Here is a 26,651-nt window from a genome sequence, read left to right on the forward strand (position 1 = left end):
ATCCCCCGAACACCCACCCCAGGCCCGCCGAAGCACCCGCCGCACCCATCACATTGCTCCTGCAACCGACCATCACGACCGCATCGAGCACATGAACTCGACCTCCCTGGCGCGATATGTGCGCTACCGAACAGTAAAGTTGGTCGACCTCGCACCCCCATGCAAAAGTACGTTCGATTGGACCGCGTGGGAGACACAGCTCGGCAGACAGGCTGACCAGCGGTGGGGGGAGTCTCGGGGTGGGGTTCGACGAGGAGTGGGGTCGGCTGCGCGTCGATGCCAGCCGGCGGCATGCGTCCTCAGCACCGTCCGACGAGGCCGCCGGCCCCCCTGCGGCCGACGCGCCGACGGCAGCGCGCGAGGCGGCCCTGAATCGACTGGCGGACTTCCGCAGTCGGCTCCTGCTGGTGCCGCTGGACGGCCGGGAAGGCCTGTGGACGGTCGAACTCGGCGGGCTGGACTGGATCTGCGCCTTCTCCGACGAGGAGGCCCTCGCGCGGTTCGCCGTGGCCCGCGGCGAGGGAGACCGGGAGTGGACGTACCGCCGCGTCGTCGGCGCCCGCCTGCTCGACGACGTGATCCCGGCACTCACCTTTCCCTGCGGCGTCGCCATGAACGCGGCAGGGCCGGAAGGAATGGTGCTACCGCCCCTGCGCGGAATCGTGCCGGATGCGGCGGCACTTGACGGGGCGGCAGCATGAGCGGCGACGGTTCGGACCTTGATGTCTCGAAGCAGGCCCTGGGACAGATCGCGAAGGGAATCACGGACAGCCTCTCGGAACTGAAGGAGCTCGGGTCAGTCGGAGAGGCGAGCATGGGCCGCGGCTTCTCCGAACTGAGCCTGTCCGGGGTTGAAACCGGGCACGCAGGCCTGACGTCCACCCTGGGCACCTTCTGTGAGCGCTGGGGGTGGGGGGTCCGGTCACTGGTGCAGCAGGGCAATGCCTTCGCCCTGAATGTGGGCCTTTCCGCAGGCCTGGTGCATGAACAGGACCAGTACATCCAAGGCAGCTTCAAGGTCATGGCGAACGCGGCGCTGGGCAATCCGTACGCCACCGAGAAGGACGTCATCGGCAAGGACTGGGGCGAGGTGCTCTCCGACAACCCCTACACGCAGATCCGCGACGCGGACTACGGCCGGGAGTCCTTCGGCCGTGCCACGGAGAACGGCAACGAGGCCTGGAAGACCGCGGTGCGGGACGCGAACAGCTCCGACATCTGGATGCACAACCACCTCCTCGACGCCACCGGGTTGCGCGACGACATGGACGGAGCGGTCTACGACATCGTGGGCCCGGCCCCAGAGACGGCTGAAATCATCGAAGGGTCCGAGTCCCGGCCGGGCGGTGAGGGCCGATGACGGACTGGGGCGCCCTGGTCGACAAGGGCCTGGACAAGATCGAGAACGGCGTCGACTCGGCGAAAAGGGTCATCGGCCACGGGGTGGACAGAGCCACCGACGAGATCGGCGGCGTCCTCGACCGCGTCGGTGCGCACGGGTGGGCGGACACGGTCGAGGACTTCGGCGACGACCTCGCATCCAGTATGGGCGCGTCCATCCGGGAGCAGGAGCTCGGCGAGAGCGAACAAGCCGAGGAGCTGGTCCACGGCAAGCCGTCGGCGATCCGGGCCTCGGCGACCCACCTCACCGACTTCCAGGCCGCTTTCGAGCGGGTTGGCCAGGGCATGAAGGCCCTCGACTCCGACCGGTGGAAGGGGCAGGCCGCCGACGCGTTCCGCGAGAGGTTCGCGATGCACCCGGCCGACTGGCTGCGCGCCTCGGATGCGTGCGAGGCGGCCGCCGGCGCGCTCACCCGGTACGCGGACATGGTCGAGTGGGCGCAGAAGCAGGCCCAGGAGGCCATCGCGCTGTACAAGGCCTCGGTGAAGGCGACGAAGGAGGCTCACGAGGCGCACGTCGCGAAGGAGAAGGCCTACGTAGCCGCCTCGGAGGCAGGCCGCGATCCGGGTCCGGAGCCGGTGGAAGGGGTGGACCCGGGTGCGGCCGGGCGCAAGCGAGCCAAGGAAGTGCTCAACGAGGCGCGCAGGCAGCGGGATGAGGCGGCCTCGACGGCGGAGCGGAGTCTCAACGCCGCCATGGAGCACGCTCCAGCCGAGCCGCCCCCGACGGACCGGTTGCTGGCCGGGCTCGCCGACTACGCGGGCTCGGAGGCAGTCGAACTCAACCACTTCGTGGGCGGTGTGGCCAAGGGCGCGGCGGGAACGCTGAACTTCGCACGAGGTCTGAACCCGATCGACGTGTACACCGTGACGCACCCCGCCGACTACCAGCAGAACGTCAACATGACGCTGGCGGGTCTCGTCTCGACGGCCTCGCACCCCGAACGCATCCCCGGTCCGCTGATCGACAGTTACATGGCGGACTCCAGCGAGTTCAAGGGCCGTCTCCTCCCTGATCTCCTCGGACCGAAGGGCTTCACGACAGCACGGACGGCGATGCGGTTCGCCGACAACGCAGCGGGCCGGGCAGCGAGCAAGGAGGCGGCCCAGGCCGCCGCGAAGGCGAAGGCGGAGGCCGAGGCCGCGGCTGCCGCCCGCGAGAAAGCCAAGCTGAAATGCAATGGCGACCCCGTCGACGTGGCGACCGGCCGCATGGTCCTGCCGCAGACGGACCTGACTCTGCCCGGCTCGCTGCCGCTCGTGCTCAGCCGGACCTTCGAGTCCTCGTACCGGGCGGGACGCTGGTTCGGCCCGTCCTGGGCGTCCACGATCGATCAGCGCCTGGAGATCGACGAGGAAGGCGTGATCCTCGTCCGCGAGGACGGCAGCCTGCTCGTCTACCCCCGACCCGAGCCGGGCGTGCCCGCACTGCCCGGCCACGGCCAGCAGTGGCCGCTCACACTCGACGCGGACGGCGGGTACACCGTCACCGACTCCGACTCCGGCCATGTCCGCCACTTCACGCCCGAAGGTCTCCTGACCCAGCTCGACGACCGCAACGGCGCCTGGATCACCTTCGACCACGACGAGGCGGGTACCCCGACCGCCGTCTCACACAGCGGTGGTTACGAGATACGCCTGGCCTCGTCCGACGGCCGAATTACCGGCCTTTCTTTCGCCGACGGCACCGAGGTACTCCGCTACGCGTACACGGAGGGCCACCTCACCCACGTCACCAACTCCTCCGGACGCCCCCTCCGATTCGGCTACGACGACCTCGGCCGGATCACCTCCTGGACCGACACAAACGGCAGGCAATTCGACTACGTCTACGACGACCAGCACCGCTGCATCGCCCAGTCCGGCACCAACGGCCACCTGAACGTCCGGTTCGCCTACGGGGACGGCTTCACCACCTACACCGATTCCCTCGGCCACGAGACCCGGTACCTGGTCGACGACCGTGCGCAGGTCGTCGCGGAGATCGACCCTGCGGGAGCGACCACCCGCCACACATACGACGCGTTCAACCGCCGTCTGACCCAAACGGATCCGCTGGGCCACACGACTCGCCACGTCTACGACGAACAGGGCCGTCTCGCCTCTCTGGTCCGGCCGGACGGCCGCGAGGTGCGTGCGGAGTACGACGCTCTCGGTCTGCCGGTGACGGTGTTCCACCCGGACGGCCGCATCACGCGCATGACGTACGACGCCCGCGGCAACCGCACATCCTCCACCGACCCGTTCGGAGCCACCCACCGCTACACCTACGACGCGCGCGGACACCTGGCCACGGTGACGGACCCCCTGGGGGCAGTCACGAAGGTGCGGTGCGACGCGGCAGGTCTGCCGCTGGAGATCACCGACCCGCTGGGCGGGACGACCCGCTACACGCGCGACACCTTCGGCCGCCCGACCACCGTCACCGACCCCCTCGGCCTGACCACCGTCCTGACGTGGAGCGTGGAAGGCCGGCTGCTGGGCCGCGAGATGCCGGACGGCGCCACGGAGTCCTGGACGTACGACGGAGAGGGCAACTGCACCGTCCACACCGACCCGGTCGGAGGGGTGACTCTCTCCCAATACGGCGACTTCGACCTCCTCACGTCCCGTACCGGCCCGGACGGAGTCCGCTACTCGTTCACGCACGACACCGAACTCCGTCTCACCGAAGTCACCAACCCCCAGGGGTTGACCTGGACCTACACCTATGACCAGGCGGGCCGCCTCGCATCCGAAACGGACTTCGACGGCCGCACGCTGACCTACGCATACGACGCCGCCGGCCGCCTCACATCTCGCACGAACGCGCTCGGTGCGACGACGAGCTACGGTCACGACGCCCTCTCCCGCCTTCTCCGGAAGGAGACAGCGGACGGCGTCACCTCGTACGAATACGACGTCTTCGACGGGCTCGCCCGGGCCGTCTCACCGGATGGCACCACACTGACCCTGGAGCGGGACCGGTACGGCCGTCTCGTCTCGGAGACGGTGGACGGCCGCACGCTGGCGTACGCGTACGACGCCGCGGGCCGCAGGGCCCGCCGTACCACCCCTGCGGGAGCGGTCTCGGAATGGACGTACGACGCTGCGGGCCGCCGCAGCGCCGTCAATGCGTCGGGCCGAACCCTGACCTTCGAGCGGGACGCCGCGGGCCGGGAGCGGACCCGCAACATCGGCGCTGGCATCGACCTGGTGCAGGAGTACGACCCCGTCGGACGCCTCACCGACCAGCGCCTGGTGGGCCAGGACGGCCGCACACTCCAGCGCCGCGGCTACAGCTACCGCGCCGACGGCTCCCTGACGGCGGTCGACGACGCCCTGGGCGGCCTGCGTACCTTCACTCTGGACGCTGCAGCCCGCGTCACCGGCGTCGACGCCGACAACTGGTCCGAGCGCTACGCCTACGACGACGCCGGCAACCAGACGGCTGCGGCCTGGCCGGACCGCCACCCGGGGGCGGAGGCACGGGGCGACCGCTCGTACACCGGCACCCGAATCACCCGTGCCGGCACGGTCCGGTACGAACACGACGCCCTGGGCCGCATCGTCCTCCGCCAGAAGACGCGCCTCTCCCGCAAGCCCGACAGCTGGCACTACGAGTGGGACGCCGAGGACCGCTTGTCCGGGGTCACCACCCCGGACGGGACGCGCTGGCGCTACCGCTACGACGCCCTGTCGCGCCGCACGGCCAAGCAGCGCCTGGCCCCTACCGGCGAGGTGGCGGAGGAGGTCCTGTTCACGTGGGACGGCACCACCCTCTGCGAGCAGCGGGAGGGCCCCGTCACCCTCACCTGGACCCACCACGGCCTGCATCCCCTCGCCCAGGCGGAGAGTGTCGTCGGCTCGACGGACGACCGCTTCTTCGCCATCGTGACGGACCTGATCGGCACCCCGCGGGAGCTCGTCGACGAGTCGGGCGAGATCGCCTGGCGCGCCCGCTCCACGCTCTGGGGCTCCACCACCTGGACGCGCGACGCCACGGCCTACACGCCGCTCCGCTTCCCCGGCCAGTACTACGACCCCGAGTCGGGCCTCCACCACAACTACTTCCGCACCTACGACCCCGAAACGGCCCGCTACCTCACCCCGGACCCCCTGGGCCTGGCGGGCAGCGAAAACCCTTATTGGTACGGCCCCCACCCTTACGAGTGGATCGACCCGTTCGGCCTGGCCCTATGCCACGCGAAACCAAGGTTGGAGGACGGGACCCCGAAGGAAGGGTGGCAGCACATCGATGAGCGTCACATATCCGGGACCCACTCTTCCGGGCATGGAGACCTCATGCCTCCAACCACCACAAGGGAGCAGGTTCAGGCAGCTGCGGAGAAGGTCCTTGAGAAGGGGACCCGGATATCCGAACCTGATCGCCGAATACAGACGTTCGAGAAGAGGATGGTGGTCAACGGCATGAGGGCGAGATATCGACTGGTGGTCGACTCGATGGACGGCAACCGGATCATCACCTTCTTCCCCGTAGGAAAGTCATACGTTCCATGATCATTCAATTTACGGTTCGCCCCGACCAAGGGCCCCCCAGCGGGTTCGACCTGGGAGACATGCTCTGGCGGGGAGACCTGGGCGAGGCGAACTCCGCAGGACACCACCCCGATCAGGGGATGATGATCCACCTGGCGGTCACCCAGCTGCTCGATGCGACGAGCAGCCTCCTGACAGGGGGCACCGCCACCAGCTCTTTCGTCGGCACCGACAGTTCGTTCACACTGACCTTCAAGGCGGTGCGGGCAGGTGTCAGCGTGGCATCAGCGTCGGGCAAGGTGGCAGTGGTCAGCAGAGCCGCGCTGGCGATCACCCTGCTGCGCGCGGCGGAAGAGTTGGCCGACAGCACCGCAGGGTCGTTGCCCGCCGACGACGGTGTCCTTGACGACTACACAGCCGCCCTGAATCGGTTCCGCGGCATCGCACACGCACTCTGACCGACCGTCCGGCCTCGGCCTCGGCGTCGGCGCGTCCTTGACCCGCGGGCTCCTCGTACGCACCCCTTCCCTCGCGCGTGGCGGGCGCCTAGCCTGACGCACCGTCAGGTGTGGTCGCGTCCGTCCCTGGAGGTACGTCGTGCTGTTGCGAGGGAAGACCGTCATCGTCTCCGGCGTCGGGGCCGGGCTCGGGCATCAGGTGGCCGCCGCCGTCGTGCGGGACGGCGGGAACGCCGTGCTCGGGGCGCGGACCGAGGCGAACCTCGCCAAGTGCGCCGCCGAGATCGACCCCGGCGGCGCCCGCACCGCGCACCGGCCGACCGACATCGCCGACGAGGCCCAGTGCGAGGCGCTCGCCGCCCTCGCGCGGGAGCGGTTCGGAGGCGTCGACGCCGTCGTGCACGTCGCCGCCTGGGACTCGTACTTCGGCGGGCTGGAGGACGCCGACTTCGGCACCTGGCAGCAGGTCCTCGACGTGAACCTCCTCGGGACCCTGCGCATGACCCGCGCCTGCCTGCCCGCGCTCAAGGAGCGCGGCGGATCCGTCGTCGTCATCGGGACGCAGTCCGCCGTCGCCGCGCCCAACGAGGTGCGGCAGGCCGCATACGCCGCCTCCAAGGGGGCGCTGACCTCCGCCATGTACTCCATGGCGCGCGAGCTCGGCCCGTACCGGATCCGCGTCAACACCGTGCTGCCGGGCTGGATGTGGGGGCCGCCCGTTCAGGCCTTCGTCACCTTCACCGCCCACACCGAGGGTGTCCCCGAGTCCGAGGTGCACGCCCGCCTCACCGAGCGCATGGCGCTGCCCGATCTCGCCACCGACGGGGACGTCGCCGACGCCGCCGTGTTCCTCGCCTCCGACCGCGCTCGGGCGATAACCGGCCAATCGTTGCTGGTCAACGCCGGTGAGCTGATGAGATGACGGTCTCCACGGGTGGGTCTGCGGATCGTATGCTCGCCGCATGACCACTCCGAGTGCCGCTCCGACCGAAAACGCGATGCGCCGTGCGCTGCGACGTGCCCGAGACGGCGTCGCGCTCGACGCGGCCGAGGCGGCCGTACTGCTCCAGGCGCGCGGTGAGGCCCTGACCGACCTCGCCGCCTCCGCCGCCCGCGTCCGGGACGCCGGGCTCGACGCCGCCGGCCGGCCCGGCGTCATCACGTACTCGCGCAAGGTCTTCATCCCCCTCACCCGTCTCTGCCGCGACAGGTGCCACTACTGCACCTTCGTCACCGTCCCCGGCAAGCTCCGCCGGGACGGCCACGGCATGTACCTGTCCCCCGACGAGGTCCTCGACATCGCGCGCAAGGGTGCGGCGATGGGCTGCAAGGAGGCCCTGTTCACCCTCGGCGACCGCCCCGAGGACCGCTGGCCCGAGGCCCGCGAGTGGCTTGACGCGCACGGCTACGACGACACGCTCGCCTACGTCCGCGCCATGGCGATCCGGGTCCTGGAGGAGACGGGACTCCTCCCCCACCTCAACCCCGGCGTGCTGTCGTGGTCCGAGCTGCAGCGCCTGAAGCCCGTCGCGCCGTCCATGGGCATGATGCTGGAGACCACCGCGACCCGCCTGTGGTCCGAGCCGGGCGGCCCCCACCACGGCTCCCCCGACAAGGAGCCGGCCGTACGGCTGCGCGTGCTGGAGGACGCCGGCCGCTCCAACGTCCCCTTCACCACCGGCGTCCTGATCGGCATCGGCGAGTCCTACGAGGAGCGGGCGGACGCCTTCTTCGAGCTGCGCCGCATCCAGCGCAGCTACCACGGCATCCAGGAGGTCATCGTCCAGAACTTCCGCGCCAAGCCGGACACCGCCATGCGCGGCATGCCGGACGCGGAGCTGGAGGAGCTGGCCGCGGCCATCGCCGTCGCCCGCCACATCCTGGGCCCGAGCGCCCGTATCCAGGCCCCGCCGAACCTGGTGGACGCCGAGTACGCCCTGCTCATCGGCGCGGGCATCGACGACTGGGGCGGCGTCTCGCCGCTGACGCCCGACCACGTCAACCCCGAGCGCCCCTGGCCGCACATCGAGGAGCTGGCGGCGCGGACCGCCGCCGCCGGTTTCGAGCTGCGCGAACGCCTCACCGTCTACCCGGAGTTCCTGCAGCGCGGCGAGCCCTGGCTGGACCCGCGGCTGCTGCCGCACGTACGGGCGCTGGCCGACGCGGAGACGGGCCTCGCGGACGAGTCCGCGGCCGTCGAGGGGCGGCCCTGGCAGGAGCCCGACGAGGGCTTCGCCTCCTACGGGCGGACCGGTACGGGCCGCACCGACCTGCACACCGCCATCGACACCGAGGGCCGCACCACCGACCGCCGCGAGGACTTCGACCACGTCTACGGCGACTGGGAGGCCCTGCGCGAGGCGGCCGCGCCCGGCATGGTCCCCGAGCGCATCGACACCGACGTACGGGCCGCCCTCGCGCGGGCCGCCGACGACCCGGAGAAGCTGACCGACGCCCAGGCCCTCGCCCTGCTGCACGCGGACGGGCCGGCCCTCGACGCCCTGTGCCGGATCGCGGACGACCTGCGCCGGTCCGTCGTCGGCGACGACGTCACCTACATCGTCACGCGGAACATCAACTTCACCAACGTCTGCTACACCGGCTGCCGCTTCTGCGCGTTCGCGCAGCGCCGTACGGACGCCGACGCCTACACCCTCTCCCTCGACCAGGTCGCCGACCGGGCCGCCCAGGCATGGGACGTCGGCGCGGTGGAGGTGTGCATGCAGGGCGGCATCCACCCCGACCTGCCGGGGACGGCGTACTTCGACATCGCGCGGGCGGTCAAGCAGCGGGTGCCGGGCATGCACGTGCACGCCTTCTCGCCGATGGAGGTCGTCAACGGCGCCACGCGCACGGGCATGTCCGTACGGGACTGGCTGACGGCGGCCAAGGAGGCCGGCCTGGACTCGATTCCCGGGACGGCGGCGGAGATCCTGGACGACGAGGTGCGCTGGGTCCTGACCAAGGGCAAGCTGCCGACGGCGGACTGGATCGACGTGGTCACCACCGCGCACGAGCTGGGGATCCGCTCCTCGTCCACGATGATGTACGGGCATGTGGACCAGCCGCGGCACTGGCTCGGCCACTTCCGCACGCTGGCCCGCATCCAGCAGGAGACCGGCGGCTTCACGGAGTTCGTCACGCTGCCCTTCATCCACACCAACGCGCCCGTGTACCTGGCGGGCATCGCCCGGCCCGGCCCGACGGTCCGCGACAACCGGGCGGTGACGGCGATGGCCCGCCTGCTGCTGCACCCGCACATCCCCAACATCCAGACGAGCTGGGTGAAGCTGGGGGCGGAGGGTGCGGCGGAAATGCTCCGCTCGGGGGCGAACGACCTCGGCGGGACGCTGATGGAGGAGACCATCTCCCGGATGGCCGGGTCGAGTTACGGCTCGTACAAGTCGGTTCAGGACCTGGTGGCGGTCGCGGAGGCGGCGGGCCGTCCCGCGAAGCCGCGTACGACGCTGTACGGGGAGGTGCCGCAGGAGCGGCAGCGGGCGGCCCGCGCCTCGGACGGCCACCTGCCGGAACTGCTGCCGGTACTGGGACTGGACTGAAACCGGCCGGAGGGGCTGTCACGGCCGGAGGCGTTCGTATTCCGGCCGCATGCCGTACCCCCTCCGGTTTCGATCGATCCTGTCCACTACAGTGCGGATTCGCATGCTCGCGGGTACGGGTAGGGACGCCGGGCAGCGGACGGACTGGTCAGCGGGGGGCGCGGTGCCGGGGGTGGACGACGTGATCGGTACGAACGACATCACGGACGGGGGTACGAACGGCGGTGCCCCGGCACCCGGGACGGGCTCCGTCCCGGCCGGTACGGGCACCCCCGCCCCGGCCGCAGACAGCCCGGCTCCCGCCCCCGCCGGAGGCGGGACGCTCGGGCAGGGGATCGTCACCGGCCTCTGGGGGCGGGTTCAGCAGCAGGACTTCCGCAGCCGTATCCGCGGCACCCTCCTCGGCGCGGCCCTCGGCGACGCCCTCGGCGCGCCCCTCGCCGGCCTCTCCCTCGACGCCATCCGCGCCGCGCACGGCCCCGACGGCCTGACCGGCCCCGCCGCCGCGCACGGCCGCCGCGGCCGGGTCACCGCCGCCACCCAGCTCAGCCTCTTCACCGTGGACGGGCTGATACGGGCCCACGTACGCCGGGACACCGGCACCTGGCACCCGCCGACCGACGTCCACCGCGCGTACCGCCGCTGGGCGGCCACCCAGCACGACTGGGGTCCGGACGAGCGCCGCGAGGACAACGGCTGGCTCGGGCGGGAGGAGTGGCTCTACGCCCGCCGCGACCCGGACCGCGCCTGCCTGACCGGCTTCGGCGACGACGTCCTCGCCACCCTCGACCGGCCCAAGAACCCGACCGCCCGCGGCGCGGCCGCCGCCGCCCGCTCGGCGCCCTTCGGGCTGCTGGTCGGCTGGGAGCCCGCCCTCGTCCTCCAGCTGAGCGTCGAGTGCGCCGCGCAGAGCCACGGGCATCCGACCGCCCACCTCTCGGCCGGCGCCCTCGCCGTGATCGTCCACGGTCTGACCCGCGGCGACTCCCTGGACGCCGCCGTCCAGCGCACCCTGGGGCTGCTGGGGGCCCGTCCCGGGCACCAGCCCGTCACCGACGCCCTCCAGCGGGCCATGTCGGCGGTCACCCAGGGCCCGCCCGGCCCCGACGCCGTGGAAGCGCTCTCCCCCGGCGACGCCGCGCCCGAGGCGCGCGACGCCACGCACGCCCTCGCCGTCGCCGTCTACTGCGCCCTCGTCGCCGAGGACGTCGCCCACGGCCTGCGCCTCGCGGTCAACCACGGCGGTGACTCCGTCTCCGCCGGCGCCCTCTGCGGGGCGCTGCTGGGCGCGCTCCACGGCGAGACGGCCCTGCCGCCCGCCTGGCTCGCCGAGCTCGAAGGCCGCGCCACGCTCCTCGAACTGTGCGACGACTTCGCCTTGGAGATGACGCAGGGGCCCACCCTCCACAGCCCCTCGGGCTCCTCCCCCGGCTGGCTCGCCCGCTACCCGCGCGGCTGACGCCGACCCACCTCGACCTGACGCACCCTCAACAACGGCGGCCGCAGACCGTACCGTGGCGTTCCCACGTCCCGGCCGCCGGAGGTGCCAGCACACATGCGGATCGCCACGACCGTCTTCCTCACCGACCGCACCGTCTCCCCCGTCCGTCTCGCCCGCAGCCTGGAGGAGCGCGGCTTCTCTGGCCTCTACCTGCCGGAACACACCCACATCCCCGTCTCCCGGGAGACCGCCGCGCCCATGGGCGGCGAACTCCCCGAGATGTACGGCCGCACCCTCGACCCCTTCGTCGCCCTCGGCCAGGCCGCCGCGGTCACCGAGCGCCTGCACCTGGGCACCGGCATCACCCTGGTCGCCCAGCACGACCCGATCGTCCTCGCGAAGCAGGTCGCGACCCTCGACCACCTCTCCGGAGGGCGCTTCACCCTGGGCGTCGGCTACGGCTGGAACGTGGAGGAGGCCGCCGACCACGGCGTCGAGTGGCGCACCCGCCGCGACCTGGTCCGCGACCGGATGGCCCTGATGCGCGCCCTGTGGGCGCCGGAGCCGGCGGCGTACGTGGGCCAGTACTGCTCCGTGCAGGCCAGCAGCGCCCATCCCAAGCCGGTCCAGGCCTCGCGCGAACTGGGCCCCGGCTCGCCGCTGCACGGCCCACGCACCCTGATCGGCGGCGCGGCCGGCCCGAAGCTGTTCGCCGCCGTCGCCGACCACGCCGACGGCTGGCTCCCGATCGGCGGCGGCGGCCTGTCCGAGTCCCTTCCGGTGCTCCGCCAGGTCTGGGAGACCGCCGGACGTGATCCGAAGTCCCTCCAGGTCGTCCCGTACGCCGTCCGCCCGACCCCGGGCAAGCTCGCCCACTACGCCGACCTCGGCATCGAGGAGGTCGTCCTCCAGCTCCCCTCGGAGCCCGAGCCGGACATCCTGCGGGCCTTGGACGACTTCGCCCGGTACCTCTGACCCGGCGACCCGGTTCACGTACAGCGGCGGGGCCCGCCCGATCGTTGCGATCGGACGGGCCCCGGTGGTTTCACTCTGCCGCGGTCCTCAGGACGTGAACCAGCCGTTCAGATCGGCGATCACGTGGACGGAGCCGGAGTTGTTGAAGAACGTCACCCGGCCGTCCACCACCGGTACGACCACCAGGTTGGAGACGGTCTGCCCGGCCGTGTAGTTGAGGTTCGACACGCCCGGCCGTCCGGTCCCGTGCGGGTGGACGATCAGATGGCCCGCGTCGGTCGGGCCGGTGACCGTGACGTTCAGGACGACCGCGGTCACCCCCGTGAGCGGTACGCCCTCGACTCCGGCCACCTGGAGGCTGACGATGCTGCCCCCGCCGACGGCTCCGGCGCGGGCGCCGGTCCCGTCACGGGTGTCGAGGAGGCGGACCGGCGCGCCGGCCGAGAACGCCGAACCGGTCGCCGCGTAGTAGCCGGTGACGTCGGCGATGAGGTCCACCGAACCGGAGTTGTTGCGCAGGTCGACCTTGCCGTTGACCACGGGGACCGTCACCAGGTTCGGCACGATCTGCCCAGGCGTGAAGTTGAGGTTCGACACCCCCGGTGCGGCCTGCCCGTTCGGGTAGACCGTGACGTGCCCGGCCTCGGTCGGCTGGACCGCGGTCACGTTCATCACCACGGCCGTCACCCCCGTCGCCGGGACGCCCTTCACACCGGCCACCTGCAAGGTGACGACGCCGCCCGGACCGACCCGCTCCTTCTTCGCACCCGTGCCGTCGCGGGTGTCGAGGAACCGTGCCGGCGTGAGGGGGTTCAGCGCGGAGCCGGCCCCGGCCTTGTCGGTGTAGTAGCCGGTGACGTCGGCGATCAGGTCCACCGAGCCGGAGTTGTTGCGCAGGTCGACCTTCCCGTTCACCACGGCCACCGTCACCAGGTTCGGCACGATCTGCCCGGGCGCGAAGTTGAGGTTCGACACCGACGGTCTGGGCTGCCCGTTCGGGTAGACCATCACGTGCCCGGCCTCGGTCGGCTGGACCGCGGTCACGTTCATCACCACGGCCGTCACCCCCGTCGCCGGGATGCCCTTCACGCCGGCCACCTGCAGGGTGACGACGCCGCCCGGGCCGACCCGCTGCTTCGCCGCACCCGTACCGTCACGGGTGTCCAGGAACCGGGCCGGGCCGTGCGGCACGAACCGGCTCTTGGTGGCGGTCGTCGGCGCCGTCACCGTGTACGCCTTGGTGATCCGGTGGCCGATGTACGGCCCGACGTCGTACAGCCCCGGCTTCAGCCCGGTGGTGTCGACCAGCACCTTCATCGAGGTGCCGTCCGGGCTCACCGACAGCGGCTTGAGGTAGGGGCCCTGTTCGTACTGCGTACCGCTGGGCATGAGCATCAGCTCCATGCCGAGGTTGAGGTCCGCCCCGTGGACGACCGCCTGGTTCCACGTTCCGGCGGGACCGGTGGCGGGGCTGATCCCGGACACCCACGGGTTGGGCTGCTGCCCGCCGCACCCGGTGACGCAGGATCCGTTCATGGTGAACTCGATCGGCGGGGCGGCCCTGCCGGCGCTCAGCATCAGGACGGCCTGGCCGGCCTTCGCGTCGCTCTCGGTGGAGCACAGGCCGTACCCGTCACACCCGTACTTGGACGTGGTGCCGGTTCCCTCCCACACGTCGGGGCCCAGCAGGCTCCGTTCGGGGGAGGCCGCGACGGCGAGGTCGTTGGACGTGAACCGCCCGCCGACGCCGAAGGTCTGCGAGGGCTTCATGTCCAGGACCGCGCAGTAGGCGGTGGAGCTCTCCGTCAGCACCCCGCTGCGGTACGGGAAGCCCGCCACCGAGATCCGGTTCGCGGTGCACTCCGGCACCCAGCCCGTGGACGTGGCGACCTTCCAGGTGTCGACGTCGGCGTGGACCGGCTTGCCCGCGTAGCCGGTGGTGTGGACGATCGCGACGTACGACGTGGATCCCGTGGCCCGGCAGGCGGTGGTGTACTGCCGGCACCTGAACGTGCCACCGGCGTCCACCACCTGCACCGTCGCCGCGGGGGCGTCCTTGCCGCCGGCCGTCCGGGCGCCCAGCCAGAACTTGTCGGTGGCCGCACCGCTCACCCGCACGCAGCGGGCGTCGAGCACCGAGGTCAGGTCGAAGGACACGGCCTGGCCGCCGACCTTCGTCGACGCCGGGACGGCGCATTTCGCCGTGGCCGAGATGTCGCGCCGGGCCAGCTTGTAGGTCTCCGCGGCCTGCCCGACCAACATGACGGTGTACGGAGTGCCGGATGCGAGGGGGCACGCGGTGAAGGGGCCGCCGATGCAGGCGACGTTGCCCGCGGGGTCGGCGGCGTAGAAGGTCCCCGACCCCTGGTTGAGCGGGGCGGAGTAGGCGAGCACCTCGGCGGCCGCGTGCTGGTCGGCCGGCAGGCTCAGGCAGGACTGTCGTCCGCCCGAGGTGAGCGACACCTGCGCGCCCGCCGTCGCGTCGAAGCCGGTCTGCGGCCAGGCCGCGCATCCGGCGGCCTCGCCGGTCCGGTGGACCGCCAGCGCGTACGCCTGCGACGGGGCACCGGTCATCACGGCCCGGAACGGCGCGGTCCCGGCCAGCTTGCAGACCGGGTGATAGCCGGAGTACTCGCACTGCTTGGAGCCGGACGCGTCGTACACGACGACGGCTGCGGCCTGCCCGCCGGCAGGCGTCCGGTCGAGCAGGTAGACGCCCTTCCCGGACGCGGTCGGCAGGGTCAGGCACAGCTTCTGCCCCGGTCCGCCGAAGGTGCCGGTCACCGGCCCGGCGACGAGCCCGTTGTCGTGGGTGGCGGTGCAGCCGCGGGTCTCCTTGGCGGAGTGGAAGGCCATGCCGAAGGCGGCGGGGGCTTCCGGCTTGGGAGTGACCGCCCAGGTGTGGTCGCCTGCGGGCAGATCGCATCCGCCGTACTGGCAGGGGCTGGGCATCGCGGCGCCCGCCGTGTTGTACAGCGTGCCGGTGGGAGCGGTACCGGACGCCACCGGTCCGAAGGAGTGCCAGGCGGGCTGGACGACCCGCAGGGTGCGGCAACGCACCGTGGAGCCCAGGTCCGGGGAGACACCGAACGCCTGCGGCTCCACGACCGCGCAGCCCTCCGGCTTCGACAGACGCGCCAGGGTGACGTCGTAGGCCGCCTGGCCCGCCCCGAGGGCGCTGAGCGCCGTCATCCGGAACGGCGCGGTGCCGGTGAGCTTGCAGTCGAGGGCGACGCTGCCCGTGTTCTGCCAGTCGCGTACGCCGGCACAGATCTGCTTGCCGGTCGCGTCGTGGACGATGTGGTGGATGTCCTTGGAGGACGAGTAGCTGCGCAGTACGTCGTTCGCGGCCAGGTCCAGCGCGTAGCAGTCACCCGCCGAGCCGGCCGGCAGGGAGCCCTGGAACACCTTGGGGGCGCCGAGGGTGCGGTCCGCGGGAGCGACCGTCTCACAGGTGGTGGAGGAGACCAGCGGCAGGTACGAGGCCCAGACCTGGGTCTGGGAGCCGGTGCCGTTCTCCACCTTCATCGTGTAGGTGCCCGCCTGGGTGGCGGGGCAGCGGACCGCTCCGTACGCGTAGTCCCCCGAACCCAGCACGTGCTCGCACGTCACGGCGGTGCCGGTGGGCGACACCAGCTTGGGCCGGATGATCCCGGGCGACGTGACGACCTGGAGGACGACCACGTCCGGCGCGGGCAGGGTGAGGGAGAAGGACGCCGTCGTGTTCGGCTCCACCGCGCAGTTGACGATCGTGCTCGGCTGCAGGGCCGTCGGGCAGGCGCCTGCCGCCTGGCCGCTCTGCTGGAGCGAGCGCACGACGGCCTCGCGCTCGGCCGCCGGATCGGTCTTCGGCGCCGTGGCTTCGGGCCCCGACACGGGAGCGGCGACGGCAGCGGGGGCGAGGGCGGGCGGCGGTGTCGCCGCGGCGGCGGATCCGCTCTGGCCGGTGAACGACGCCAGGAGGCCCAGCAGCAGGGCCCCGGACGCGACGGCGGCCCTGCCCTTCCCCGGTCTCTCGCGTCTTCTTCTGCCCGACGGCAGCAGTCTCAATGGAGCCCCCAGCTCAGCATGTCCCTGTCCGGTGAATGTCACGACGGGCAGGCGGAGCTTATATCCCCTCTACACGAGCCCCGCAGGGGGGCATCGCCGACGGGTCAGCTCCGCCCAGACCGTCTTGCCGACGAGGCGGTCCGAGACGCCCCAGTCGCCTGCGACGGCGTCCACGATGCGCAGGCCGTAGCCGGACTCCGCCCCGTACGCGTGCGGCTGCACGGCCGGGCGGCGGTCGCCGCGGGCGTCGGAGACCTCGACGCGCAGGACGTCCTCCAGCAGCGTCAGCTTCAGCTCGAAGTCCCGACCCGGGACGCGTCCGTGCCGGACGGCGTTGGCGGCGAGCTCGGCCACGAGCAGCCCGGCGTCCGCGGACAGGGCGGTGGATTCGGGGAAGCCCCACGCGTCGAGCTCGACGAGGGCCAGCTGCCGGGCGAGCCGGGCCCCGCGACGGGTGGCGGTGAAACGCTGAGTGAACACGCGTACGAGGGTCCGGGCGTGGCCGGAAGGTGCGGTCATGCCGCCAACATCCCGCCCGACCAGGGTCGTTCAACACCACCCACACTCGTACAAACCAACTGTACGAGTCCACTCCCTGGACAGGCGTGGTCACCGTCCGTGAGGCTTCCTCCGGGGAGGTGACCGCCATGGTGAGTGCCGACGACAGCGGTGACGGCGAGGTCGAGCCGGACGACAACCTGCGCTGCTTCGGCGAGACGGTCAAGGCCTCCCGCAAACGCGCCGGCCTGACCCAGGAGCAACTGGCTCCGCTGATCGGTTACTCGGTCCAGTACGTCGGCTCGGTGGAGCAGGGCCGCCGCCACCCGTCGCAGAAGTTCGTGAACAAGACGGAAGCGGTCCTGGACACCTTCGGCGTCATCGACATCGCCGCGAAGCAGCTGACGCGGCGGCGCGGCCTGGCGACGTGGTTCCGGCGGTGGGCGGAGCTGGAGGAGGTGGCCGTCACCCTCAATACGTACGAGTGCCGGTCCGTACCGGGCCTGCTCCAACCGGAGTCCTACGCCCGCGCCCTCATCGACAACGTCCCGCCGCTGGCCACCCCCGAGGAGGCGGAGGCCCGTGTCGCGGTCCGCCTGGAGCGGCAGAAGCTGCTGCACCGCACCCCGTACGCGCTCTTCAGCTTCGTCATCGAGCAGGCGCTGATCGAGCGGCGCACGGGCGGGCCGCAGGTCACGCGGGAGCTGATCGACCGCCTCCTGGAGTGGGGGGAGCTCCCCAACGTCGACATCCAGGTCATGCCGCTCGTCCAGCCGGTGCACGCGGGCACCGACGGCCCCTTCCGACTCCTGGAAACCGATGAACACGAGTGGCTGGGCTACAGCGAGGGACAGAAGACGGGCCAGGTCATCACCGACCCGAAAGCCATCAGCGTGCTCCACCAGCGGTATGCCAAACTTCGCATCCAGGCCCTCAATCCTGCTGACAGCACGGGCCTGTTGATGCGAATGCGAGGTTCCCTGTGAACAGCTCCGACTTGCGGTGGTTCAAGAGCAGCTACAGCGGGAGCCAGGGCGACAGCTGCGTCGAGGTCGCCCTCTCCTGGCACAAGTCCACGTACAGCGGAAGCGAGGGCGACGACTGCGTCGAGGTCGCCGCCTGCCCCGGTGCCGTGCACGTCCGGGACTCCAAGGTGACGGCCGGCCCCGAACTGGCCGTCACCCCGGGTGTCTGGACCGCGTTCCTGGGCGGCGTCACCGCCACCCGCTGAACGGCGGCGCGGCTACCGCTCCCCGGTCTCCTCCTCGCCGGGGAACCGGGCGAGCGGGGCCTCGCGCTCGAAGAACGTCTTGGCGCGGGTCAGTGCGCGCTCGTCGTCCCGGACCTGGCCGGGGCGGGAGCCGTTGCCGAGCAGGACGCCGCCGAAGCGCATGCCGAGGTAGGCGGCGGTGTTGTTGAGGCTGGTGATCAGCCCGTCGGCGGTGGCCTCGTTCTCCTCGGCCATCACCGTGACACCCCACAGCGTGCCGCCCGCCATCCGCTTCTTGAAGTCCAGGCCGGGGACGCCCAGCCAGCCGGACCAGTAGTCGAGATAGCGCTTGGTGTTCGCGGAGACCGTGTACCAGTACAGGGGCGAGGCGATCACGATGTCGGTGGCCTCCAGGGTGAGCCGGCGCAGCTCCTCTTCGCGCTCGGTCACGGGCCAGGTCCCGTCCTCGTGCCGGCCGTCCTGGAAGTCGGGCAGCGGGTCCTGCGCGAGGTCCACCCAGCGCTGCGGAACGCCGGCGGGCAGCTGCTCGGCCGCGGCCCGGGCGAGTATTTCGGTGTTGCCGTCCGGGCGCGAGCTGCCGAGGACGAAGAGGAAGGAGCGGTCGGCGTCGGTAAGTCTGTCGGTCGTCATGTGGCATGCAACTTCCGCTGTTTGCGGAGCCATTCCGTCCGCGTGCGGGCGGCCGGGCCGGGCGAAATCCCCTCGACGGCGGGACCGGCTGCCGGGGACCATGACGGCCGGACGGATCGAGGGGACGGAACGGGCATGTCCGCAGCACGGCAACAGGACGAGGACCACTGGGATGCGCTACCGGCGGGGATTCGCGCGCAGGTCGACGGGTACGTCCTCCAGGACTCTCTTCTGCCGGCCGTCAAGCTCGTGTGGGACGCCGGGCGCGCCCACGGCATCGGCCTGCACGAGGCCGAGATGGTGGTCCACGAGCGGTACGTCTTCCACGGCGACCGGATCGCCCGTACCCCCGAGAGTCCGCTGGACCTGGAGTCCCTGACCGTCCTCACGAGCGGCCTGCCGGGACGGGTGGCGGCGATCGAGGCCGTCTGGGACGGGGACACGGTCCACGGCTGGTTCGTGAACCTCCTGGCGATCACCGACGACCCCGCCGGGGAACGGCACCTGGCCACCGTCCACAACCGCCGGGACCGCGACCCGGCCGAGGCCGCCACCGAGGCGGGCCGCGCCCTGGCGGACCACCTCGCCGTGCCGTTCCACTTCCCCGACCCGGACGACCCGGGCTACGACGCCCCACGATGGCGGCCCTGAGAGGACCGACCCCGTGCCCGGACAGCGCAGGCGCAAGCAGAGGCGGCAGCGGCACGACGAGCGGCACCGGCCGGAGAACGTCCCCGGCCGGTGGGAGCCGCTGTTCGAGTCGCAGGAGCATGCGGAGTTGCGGGACTTCCTACGCAGCCTCCGGGCCGCCGGCACCGTCGCCGACCCGGCGCACATCCGGATCGACACGTTCTGCGGCCGCCTCAACCACCCGACGGCCTACCGGGTGAGCGTCTACGTCCCCGACCCGGCCGCCTGATCGAGCGTCACGTGCGGTGCATGCCCGCCGGCCACCGGCCGGCGCCCGGCGTGCGGCGTGCGGCTCCCGTACCTGCGGCGGAACCGGGCCGGGGTCAGCCGACCTTCGGGGTCTTCGGCAGTCCGGCGTCCAGGGCCGAGCCGGCGCCTCCGAGTGAGCTGTCGGTCGCCTGCGTGGCGGAGCCGACCGCGCCCTGGGTCACCGCGACCGCCGTCTTCGCGTCCTGGACGGTCTGCGCGGGGTGGTCGGCGATGTCGACGACCCGGCCGACGAGCGGCGCCGCCCCGGTCGCCGCGGACGGCTCGTCGGCGGCGTGCGCGGCGGGGACGAGTGCGAGGGCTGCGCCGCCGGACAGGACCAGGGCGGCAAGGGTGCGCTTGATGGCAGTCATGCCCGGCCCAACGACCCCGCCACCCCGGGGTCACCACCCGCCCCCCACTTTGGAGTGACGGCAGGAACCGTCGGCGGGAACGCCGGCGGCCCCGGATCGGGGGAATCGGTCCGGGGCCGCGGGGATGACTCGGCGGGATGGTCGGGCTCGGGTGGGTCAGTCCTGGACCACCAGGGCCGGGGTGGACTTCGTCAGGACCTCGCCGCGGAAGAAGGCGGGGCTGCGGCGCTCGGTGACGAACATGATCACCAGGCCGAGGGCGAGCAGGCCGACGCCGATGATGAACACGCTGCCGACGCCGAGGACGGTGGAACCGGATCCGTAGGCCGGGTCCCACATGTCGAAGAGCGTCTTGCAGAAGACCGCGGCCAGGAGGACTCCGCCGAGGACCGGGAAGACGCCCTTGAAGAACAGGTCGCGGGAGGAGCGGCGCAGCTCGGCGCGGAAGTACCAGGCGCAGGCGAAGGCGGTCAGCGAGTAGTAGAAGCAGATCATCAGGCCGAGCGCGAAGATCGTGTCGGTCAGGACGTTCTCGCTGACCAGGGTCATCACCGTGTAGAAGAGCCCGGTGGCGACGCCCGCCATGACGGTGGCGCGGCCCGGGGTCTTGAAGCGCGGGTGGACCTTGGCGTAGGAGGGCGGCAGCGCCTCGTACGTCGACATCGCGAGGACCGTGCGGGCCACCGGGATGAAGGTGGTCTGGAGGGAGGCCGCGGCGGAGGCCAGGACGGCGACGAAGAGCAGGACGCCGAGGACCGGGCCCATCACGGGGCCGGCGAGGGCCGCGAAGACGTTGTCGGAGGTCTCCTCGTTGGCGAGGCCGAGGCCTTCGCCGCCCGAGCCGACGGCCATCTGGGCGGCGACGCCGGTGGCGAGGTAGGAGCCGACGAGGACGACCATCGCGATGAGCGAGGCGCGGCCGGGGGTCTTGGCGGAGCCGGTGGTCTCCTCGTTGGTGGCCAGGCACGCGTCCCAGCCCCAGTACATGAAGATCGAGAGGGAGAGTCCGGCGGTGAAGGCGGCCATGGACTCGACCGCGAAGGGGTTCATCCAGGACCAGGAGAAGTCCAGGCCGGTGTCGAAGGTGCCGGCGGAGGCCTTCTGGAGGGCCATGGCGACGAAGACGGCGAGTACGACGAGCTGGAGGCCGACGAGTGCGTACTGGACGCCCTTGGTGGCGGTCATGCCGCGGTAGCTGATGGCGGTCGCGAGGGCGACCAGGGTCAGGCAGGTGGCGATGTGGACGAGCTTGTTGTCGTCCAGGGCGGCGATCGACGGGTTGTTCGTGATCTCGCCGGCCAGCAGCCAGAAGTAGGAGGTGGCGACGCCCGCGAGGTTGGAGAGGACGATGATCGTGGCGATCACCAGGCCCCAGCCGCACATCCAGCCGATGCGCGGGCCGAAGGCCTTGACGGTCCAGGTGAAGGAGGTGCCGCAGTCCGGCACGGCCTTGTTGAGCTCGCGGTAGGCGAAGGCGACCAGGAGCATCGGGAGGAAGCCGGCGAGGAAGATCGCGGGCATCTGCATGCCGACCTCGCCGGCGGTGGAGCCGAGGGTCGAGGTCAGGCAGTAGACGGGGGCGACGGTGGAGATGCCGATGACGGCGCTGCCCACGAGCCCGACGGACCCCTTGCCGAGGCCCTTGCCGCGAACGTCGCCGTCGGCCACGCCGCTTACCGTGTCTCCGGCCTGAGGCCGAACGTCCAGCTGAGTCATGGGTCAGGACGTTAGATGGTGCGTATTCCACATCTGGAGGATTGAACTCCGGAAGCGAACAGGCCCTGACGCCTTGGAATCCTGAGGGTCGAGCCCTTCCCCGGCGCTCAATGCAAGGGCGACCCAGCCGTCCGGCCCTCAATCAGCAGGCGCGACGAAGAGGCTTTCATCATGCGGAAACCGCAGCCATGCCCGATTTGCGCCATTCCAAACTTTCCGTCGTGACTTTGCGGTGACCTGCGGTAACGCGGTATGCGGCAGACCGGGACGCGGTGTACGGCCGGGGTCGGCCGGGGTCGGCCGGGGGGTTGGCCGCCCTGCTGCCGTGATCGGCGAGACTGTCCCCATGCCCACGGCCGATGAGCTCCTCAGCGCGGACACCGTCACCACCCTCGCCCGCCTCCTCGCGCGCGCCGGCGGCCGCCCGTCCGCGCCCGCCCTGACCGCCCGCGCCACCGCCCTGGACGGGCTGACGTACAGCGGCAGGGTCGCCGCCGTGCGCGACGCGGTCCTCGCCGACCTCCCCGAGGACTGGCCGGCCTTCGAGGCCGTCGTGCGCGCCGCCCTCACCGAGCCCGGCTTCGAGGGCTGGATGACCTTCCCCGTCAACGAGGCTGTCGCCGTCCGCGGGCTGCAGGTGTTCGAGCCCGGGCTGGAGCTGCTGCACGCCCTCACCCCCCGGCTGACCGCCGAATCCGCCGTACGCCCCTTCCTGCGCGCCGACCCCGACCGCGCCCTGGCCGTCATACGGAAGTGGACGGACGACCCGGACCCGCACGTGCGGCGCCTGGCCAGCGAGGGGACCCGCCCCCGGCTGCCGTGGGCCCCGCAGCTCCCCGCCTTCGTCGCCGACCCTCGCCCCGCCCTGCCGGTGCTGGACGCCCTCTACCTCGACGAGTCCGAGTACGTCCGCCGCTCCGTCTCCAACCACCTCAACGACATCAGCCGGGACCACCCCCTCCTCGCCGTGGAGACCGCGGCCCGCTGGCTGGCCGCGCCCGCCGACACTACGGACCGCGTCGTCCGGCACGGCCTGCGCACCCTGGTCAAGGCCGGCCGGCCCGAGGCGCTGACCCTCCTCGGGCACGCCCCGGACGTACCGGTCACCGTGCGCGGGCCGGTGGTGACCACCCCACGGGTGGCCGTCGGCGAGTACCTCGTCTTCGACTACGCCGTCACCAACACCGGCGAGCTCCCGGCCGAGCTGGTGATCGACTACGTCGTGCACCACACGAAGGCGAACGGCACCCGCACCCCGAAGGTCTTCAAGCTCCTCACCCGCCCGCTGGCCCCCGGCGAAACCCTCGGCGGCACCAAGCGGCACTCCTTCAAGCCGATCACCACCCGCCGCTACCACTCCGGCGAACACCTGGTGCAGCTCCAGGTCAACGGCCGCGTCCGCGGGGAGGCCGTCTTCTCCCTGGACGCCGGCTGACCCGCGCGACCGGCTCCCGCCCGGCCGCGGGCTACGTCGTCCAGACGATCGACTGGATCTCGCTGTAGGCGTGCAGGGCGTACGAGCCGACGTCACGGCCGACCCCGCTGCGCTTGAAGCCGCCGAAGGGGGCCTCCATGTTGCGCCCGACGGTGTTCACGCCGACCCCGCCCGCGCGCAGCCGCCGCGCCACGCGGAAGGCGCGTGCCGCGTCGCCGGACCACACGTAGGACAGCAGCCCGAAGTCGCTGTCGTCGGCCAGCCGGACCGCTTCGTCCTCGCCGCCGTCGAAGGGGACGACCACGACGACCGGGCCGAAGATCTCCTCGCGGACCACCCGCATGTCGTTCGTGCAGTCCACGAGCAGGGTCGGCGCCACGTAGAAGCCGCGGCCGTCCCCGACCACGGGGCGCTCGCCGCCGTACGCGATCCGTGCGCCCTCCTTCCGGCCCAGCTCGACGTACGACTCCACGCGGTCGCGGTGCGCCGCCGAGATGACCGGGCCGACGACCGTCCCGGCCGCCGCCGGGTCGCCGACCTTCATGAAGGCGAGGTAGCCGGTGAGCTTGTCCACCAGCTGTCGGTAGACCGACCGGTGGACGATCACGCGCGTGGGGGCGGTGCAGATCTGCCCGGAGTAGAAGGAGAAGGTGGTGCCGATCCCCGAGACCGCCGCGTCCAGGTCGGCGTCCTCGAAGACGATCGCCGCACCCTTGCCGCCGAGTTCCATCAGCTGCCGCTTCATCGTCCGGCCGCAGACCTCGGCGATGCGCTGCCCGACGGCCGTCGAGCCGGTGAAGGACACCATGTCCACGTCCGGCGAGTCGACGGCGGCCTCGCCGACCGCCACCGACTGGCCGTTCACCACGTTGACGACGCCCGCCGGGACGCCGGCCTCGTGCAGTGCCTCGGCCATCCTGAACACCGACAGCGGGTCCTGCGGGGCGGGCTTGACCACCACCGTGTTGCCCATGGCCAGGGCCGGGGCCACCTTGCCGGCCGGGTTCGCCCACGGGTTGTTGTAGGAGGTGATGCAGGTGACGACGCCGACCGGCCGGCGGACCTCCAGCGCGCCCAGGATGCTCGCCCCTCCCATCGGGCCGGCCTCGGTGACCTGGGGCGGCAGCCCCTTCTCGACCGGCTCCAGGGCGCCCTTGGCGTACCGGCGGAAGCGTGCGACGCCGACGCCGACCTGCATGCCCCGCGCGATGCCGGTCGGGGCGCCCGTCTCGGCGCGGGCCAGCGCCGACCACGGTTCGAACTCGCGCTGCATGATGTCCGCGGCCCGGTCGAGGATCGCCGCCCGTTCCTGCGGGGTGGTGCGCGACCAGCTGCCGAAGGCGTCGGCCGCGGCTCGGGCGGCGTCGGCGACCTGTTCGCGGGAGGCCTCCGGTGCGAGTCCGACCACCGACTCGTCGGCCGGGTTGACCACCTCGTAGTGGCCGCCGGCCGGCTCCACCCACTCGCCGCCGATGTAAAGGGGTTGTGTGTTCACCTGGTGCTCACCGTCCGGGTGTCGCGGCCCGAGCGCAGCACGACGCCGGGGACGGCGCCCGTGATCTGATCGTCGCGGATGGTCTCCACGCCGTTGACCCGTACCGAGACGACGCCGATGGCGCGCGCGTCCAGGCGGGGGCTGTCGCCGGGCAGGTCGTGGACGAGGGTGGCCGGTCCCGCCTCGATGCGGTCGGGGTCGAAGAGGACCAGGTCGGCGTGGTAGCCCTCGGCGAGCCGGCCGCGCTCGCGCAGGCCGAACAACCGGGCCGGGTCGTCGGTGAGCATCCGTACGGCCTGTTCCAGCGGCAGGAGCTTGCGGCCGCGCAGGCAGTCGCCGAGGAAGCGGGTTGTGTACGGGGCTCCGCACATCCGGTCCAGGTGCGCGCCGGCGTCGGAGCCGCCCAGCATGACGTCCTCGTGCTGCCAGGTCTCGGCGCGCAGGGCCCAGGTCGCCGGGTCGTTGTCGGTGGGCATGGGCCAGAGCACGGTGCGCAGGTCGTCGTTGGCGCAGATCTCGACGAGGCACTGGAAGGGGTCCTGGCCGCGTTCGGCGGCGATGTCGTCGACGACCCGTCCGGTGAGTCCTTCGTTCTCCTTGCTGTAGGTGTCGCCGATGACGTACCGGCCGAAGTTCGCCAGGCGGCGGAAGACTCCGGCTTCCTTGCTGTCGGCGCGGCGCAGCATCTCGGCGCGGACGTCCGGGTCGCGGAGCCTGACGATCCGTTCGGGGACGGGCAGGCCGAGGACGTCGCCCCATCCGGGGATGAGGTTCAGTGCGCAGAAGGTGCCGAGGGACATGTTCATGGGGGTGAGGATCGGCATGGTGAGGGCGACGATGCGGCCGCCGGCCTTGCGGGCGCGTTCGCTGGGGACCAGCTGGCGCGGGACGCGTTCGGGGACGGCCGCGTCGATGGTGAGGACGTTCCAGTTCAGGGGCCTGCCGGCGGCGGCGCTCATGTCGACGAGGAGGTCGATCTCCTCGTCGGCGAACTGGTCGAGGCAGCCGGCGACGATCGCTTCGAGCTGGGTGCCCTCGTGTTCGGCGACGGCGCGGGACAGCGCGAGCAGTTCGGCGGCCTTGGCGTGCCGGGAGGCGACGGGGGCGCCCGCGCCGTCGGAGTGGGTGGCGGACTGGGTGGTGGACAGGCCCCAGGCACCGGCGTCCATGGCGTCGTGGAGGAGGTCGAGCATCTGCCGCATCTGCTCGGGGGTGGGCTGTCCGCCGACGGCCGCCTCGCCCATGACGTGGCGGCGCAGGGCGCAGTGGCCGACCATGAAGCCGGCGTTGACGGCGATTCGCCCTTCCAGGGCGTCGAGGTACTCGCCGAAGGTGGACCAGGTCCAGTCGACGCCCTCCTCCAGGGCCGCCAGGGCCATGCCCTCGACCTTGCTCATCATGCGGCGTGTGTAGTCGGCGTCCTCGGGGCGGTCCGGGTTGAGCGGGGCGAGGGTGAAGCCGCAGTTCCCGCCGGCGATGGTGGTGACGCCGTGGTTCATGGAGGGGGTGGCGTACGGGTCCCAGAAGAGCTGGGCGTCGTAGTGCGTGTGCGGGTCGACGAAGCCGGGGGTGAGCACGAGGCCGGTGGCGTCCTCACTGGTGCGGGCCTCCTCGGTGACGGTGCCGGGTGCGGCGATGACGGCGATGCGGCCGTCGCGTATGCCGAGGTCCGCGACGCGGGCGGGGGCGCCGGTGCCGTCCACGACGGTCGCGCCCTTGATCAGGTGGTCGAGCATGGCGTCCTCTCTGCCGGTGTTCGCGCGTTGCGGCCCGTCTCGTGGGGCTCCGCCCGCCTTCAGCCCCGTCGGCGTTTGAGGCGCGGGTCCGGGCAGAGCCCGGTGCCCGGCGGAGCCGGGTTGCCGGGGAGCCACCCCAGACCCCGCGCCTCGAACGCCGGCGAGGCTGGGTGTGCCCCGGCCGGTGGCCGCCCAGCCGGGGCGGGTGCGGGACGGCGGTCCGGGAAGACGCCGTC

The 26,651-nt window shown here is 71.9% G+C and carries 20 protein-coding genes; 13 read left to right on the forward strand and 7 right to left on the reverse strand.

The features are described 5' to 3' along the window. Positions 1–239 precede the first annotated feature (239 nt). The 8 genes from BSL84_RS14205 to BSL84_RS14240 all read left to right on the forward strand — a co-directional run bounded on the left by BSL84_RS14205 (position 240) and on the right by BSL84_RS14240 (position 12,314). Positions 240–701 carry a hypothetical protein gene (locus tag BSL84_RS14205; RefSeq protein ID WP_075970466.1) on the forward strand — a complete coding sequence of 154 codons (462 nt, stop codon included), beginning with the start codon at positions 240–242 and terminating at the stop codon, positions 699–701. Next, positions 698–1,360 (forward strand): hypothetical protein, encoded by a 663-nt coding sequence (locus tag BSL84_RS14210; protein WP_030027586.1) that lies wholly within the window; start codon positions 698–700, stop codon positions 1,358–1,360. The genes BSL84_RS14205 and BSL84_RS14210 overlap by 4 nt, the downstream gene beginning before the upstream one ends. After that, positions 1,357–5,901, forward strand: a complete 4,545-nt coding sequence (locus BSL84_RS14215; protein ID WP_075970467.1) for a putative T7SS-secreted protein — start codon at positions 1,357–1,359, stop codon at positions 5,899–5,901. Before BSL84_RS14210 ends, BSL84_RS14215 begins: the two co-directional genes overlap by 4 nt. Then, positions 5,898–6,338 carry a hypothetical protein gene (locus BSL84_RS14220; protein ID WP_075970468.1) on the forward strand — a complete coding sequence of 147 codons (441 nt, stop codon included), beginning with the start codon at positions 5,898–5,900 and terminating at the stop codon, positions 6,336–6,338. Before BSL84_RS14215 ends, BSL84_RS14220 begins: the two co-directional genes overlap by 4 nt. Before the next feature lie 139 nt (positions 6,339–6,477). After that, entirely contained in the window at positions 6,478–7,260 is a 783-nt protein-coding gene (locus tag BSL84_RS14225; RefSeq protein WP_030027592.1) for an SDR family oxidoreductase, read from the forward strand. A gap of 40 nt (positions 7,261–7,300) precedes the next feature. Then, positions 7,301–9,898 carry a bifunctional FO biosynthesis protein CofGH gene (locus tag BSL84_RS14230; protein WP_030027594.1) on the forward strand — a complete coding sequence of 866 codons (2,598 nt, stop codon included), beginning with the start codon at positions 7,301–7,303 and terminating at the stop codon, positions 9,896–9,898. 334 nt (positions 9,899–10,232) lie between these two features. Further along, entirely contained in the window at positions 10,233–11,357 is a 1,125-nt protein-coding gene (locus BSL84_RS14235; RefSeq protein ID WP_075972095.1) for an ADP-ribosylglycohydrolase family protein, read from the forward strand. A 96-nt stretch (positions 11,358–11,453) separates the two neighbouring features. Then, the gene (locus BSL84_RS14240) at positions 11,454–12,314 is read left to right on the forward strand and encodes an LLM class F420-dependent oxidoreductase (RefSeq protein ID WP_075970469.1); all 861 of its coding nucleotides are present in this window, start codon (positions 11,454–11,456) and stop codon (positions 12,312–12,314) included. A gap of 87 nt (positions 12,315–12,401) precedes the next feature. Here the strand turns inward: BSL84_RS14240 and BSL84_RS36990 are convergent, their stop codons facing one another. Both BSL84_RS36990 and BSL84_RS14250 read right to left on the reverse strand, forming a co-directional pair. Next, on the reverse strand, positions 12,402–16,364 hold the full coding sequence (locus BSL84_RS36990) for a hypothetical protein (protein WP_075970470.1): 3,963 nt from the start codon (positions 16,362–16,364) through the stop codon (positions 12,402–12,404). Positions 16,365–16,433: 69 nt separating this feature from the next. After that, entirely contained in the window at positions 16,434–16,883 is a 450-nt protein-coding gene (locus tag BSL84_RS14250; protein WP_037660926.1) for an ATP-binding protein, read from the reverse strand. 128 nt (positions 16,884–17,011) lie between these two features. Here BSL84_RS14250 and BSL84_RS14255 point away from each other — a divergent pair, with 128 nt between their 5' ends. Continuing rightward, positions 17,012–17,848: a helix-turn-helix domain-containing protein gene (locus BSL84_RS14255; RefSeq protein ID WP_075972096.1), complete on the forward strand. Its 837-nt coding sequence runs from the start codon at positions 17,012–17,014 to the stop codon at positions 17,846–17,848. After that, the gene (locus BSL84_RS14260) at positions 17,845–18,093 is read left to right on the forward strand and encodes a DUF397 domain-containing protein (protein ID WP_075970471.1); all 249 of its coding nucleotides are present in this window, start codon (positions 17,845–17,847) and stop codon (positions 18,091–18,093) included. The genes BSL84_RS14255 and BSL84_RS14260 overlap by 4 nt, the downstream gene beginning before the upstream one ends. Before the next feature lie 12 nt (positions 18,094–18,105). Here the strand turns inward: BSL84_RS14260 and BSL84_RS14265 are convergent, their stop codons facing one another. Continuing rightward, positions 18,106–18,723, reverse strand: coding sequence for a flavodoxin family protein (locus BSL84_RS14265; RefSeq protein ID WP_045322707.1), 618 nt, complete (start codon positions 18,721–18,723; stop codon positions 18,106–18,108). Between the two features lie 135 nt (positions 18,724–18,858). Here BSL84_RS14265 and BSL84_RS14270 point away from each other — a divergent pair, with 135 nt between their 5' ends. Both BSL84_RS14270 and BSL84_RS14275 read left to right on the forward strand, forming a co-directional pair. Continuing rightward, positions 18,859–19,374 carry a hypothetical protein gene (locus BSL84_RS14270; RefSeq protein ID WP_075970472.1) on the forward strand — a complete coding sequence of 172 codons (516 nt, stop codon included), beginning with the start codon at positions 18,859–18,861 and terminating at the stop codon, positions 19,372–19,374. A gap of 13 nt (positions 19,375–19,387) precedes the next feature. Then, positions 19,388–19,642: a hypothetical protein gene (locus BSL84_RS14275; protein WP_030026875.1), complete on the forward strand. Its 255-nt coding sequence runs from the start codon at positions 19,388–19,390 to the stop codon at positions 19,640–19,642. Positions 19,643–19,736: 94 nt separating this feature from the next. Here BSL84_RS14275 and BSL84_RS14280 read toward each other — a convergent pair whose 3' ends face one another. Together BSL84_RS14280 and BSL84_RS14285 are read right to left on the reverse strand one after the other, a co-directional pair. Further along, the gene (locus tag BSL84_RS14280) at positions 19,737–20,033 is read right to left on the reverse strand and encodes a hypothetical protein (protein WP_045322709.1); all 297 of its coding nucleotides are present in this window, start codon (positions 20,031–20,033) and stop codon (positions 19,737–19,739) included. Positions 20,034–20,189: 156 nt separating this feature from the next. Then, positions 20,190–21,749, reverse strand: a complete 1,560-nt coding sequence (locus BSL84_RS14285) for an APC family permease (protein WP_075970473.1) — start codon at positions 21,747–21,749, stop codon at positions 20,190–20,192. Between the two features lie 346 nt (positions 21,750–22,095). Here BSL84_RS14285 and BSL84_RS14290 point away from each other — a divergent pair, with 346 nt between their 5' ends. Then, complete coding sequence (locus BSL84_RS14290) at positions 22,096–23,184, forward strand: DNA alkylation repair protein (protein WP_075970474.1); 1,089 nt, start codon at positions 22,096–22,098, stop codon at positions 23,182–23,184. 31 nt (positions 23,185–23,215) lie between these two features. Here the strand turns inward: BSL84_RS14290 and BSL84_RS14295 are convergent, their stop codons facing one another. Then, positions 23,216–24,679 carry an aldehyde dehydrogenase family protein gene (locus BSL84_RS14295; protein WP_030026879.1) on the reverse strand — a complete coding sequence of 488 codons (1,464 nt, stop codon included), beginning with the start codon at positions 24,677–24,679 and terminating at the stop codon, positions 23,216–23,218. Beyond that, positions 24,676–26,550 (reverse strand): D-aminoacylase, encoded by a 1,875-nt coding sequence (locus BSL84_RS14300; RefSeq protein WP_267894041.1) that lies wholly within the window; start codon positions 26,548–26,550, stop codon positions 24,676–24,678. The genes BSL84_RS14295 and BSL84_RS14300 overlap by 4 nt, the downstream gene beginning before the upstream one ends. Positions 26,551–26,651 lie beyond the last annotated feature (101 nt).

The sequence above is a fragment of the Streptomyces sp. TN58 genome, assembly GCF_001941845.1.
Lineage (GTDB): Bacteria > Actinomycetota > Actinomycetes > Streptomycetales > Streptomycetaceae > Streptomyces.

What these genes read in the sequence shown, in the direction of transcription:
- BSL84_RS14255 (WP_075972096.1), top strand. Translation starts at nt 17,012, where the DNA reads ATGGTGAGTGCCGACGACAGCGGTGACGGCGAGGTCGAGCCGGACGAC.
- BSL84_RS14285 (WP_075970473.1), bottom strand. Translation starts at nt 21,749, where the DNA reads ATGACTCAGCTGGACGTTCGGCCTCAGGCCGGAGACACGGTAAGCGGC.
- BSL84_RS14240 (WP_075970469.1), top strand. Translation starts at nt 11,454, where the DNA reads ATGCGGATCGCCACGACCGTCTTCCTCACCGACCGCACCGTCTCCCCC.
- BSL84_RS14250 (WP_037660926.1), bottom strand. Translation starts at nt 16,883, where the DNA reads ATGACCGCACCTTCCGGCCACGCCCGGACCCTCGTACGCGTGTTCACT.
- BSL84_RS14220 (WP_075970468.1), top strand. Translation starts at nt 5,898, where the DNA reads ATGATCATTCAATTTACGGTTCGCCCCGACCAAGGGCCCCCCAGCGGG.
- BSL84_RS14215 (WP_075970467.1), top strand. Translation starts at nt 1,357, where the DNA reads ATGACGGACTGGGGCGCCCTGGTCGACAAGGGCCTGGACAAGATCGAG.
- BSL84_RS14230 (WP_030027594.1), top strand. Translation starts at nt 7,301, where the DNA reads ATGACCACTCCGAGTGCCGCTCCGACCGAAAACGCGATGCGCCGTGCG.
- BSL84_RS14265 (WP_045322707.1), bottom strand. Translation starts at nt 18,723, where the DNA reads ATGACGACCGACAGACTTACCGACGCCGACCGCTCCTTCCTCTTCGTC.
- BSL84_RS14270 (WP_075970472.1), top strand. Translation starts at nt 18,859, where the DNA reads ATGTCCGCAGCACGGCAACAGGACGAGGACCACTGGGATGCGCTACCG.
- BSL84_RS14210 (WP_030027586.1), top strand. Translation starts at nt 698, where the DNA reads ATGAGCGGCGACGGTTCGGACCTTGATGTCTCGAAGCAGGCCCTGGGA.
- BSL84_RS14280 (WP_045322709.1), bottom strand. Translation starts at nt 20,033, where the DNA reads ATGACTGCCATCAAGCGCACCCTTGCCGCCCTGGTCCTGTCCGGCGGC.
- BSL84_RS14290 (WP_075970474.1), top strand. Translation starts at nt 22,096, where the DNA reads ATGCCCACGGCCGATGAGCTCCTCAGCGCGGACACCGTCACCACCCTC.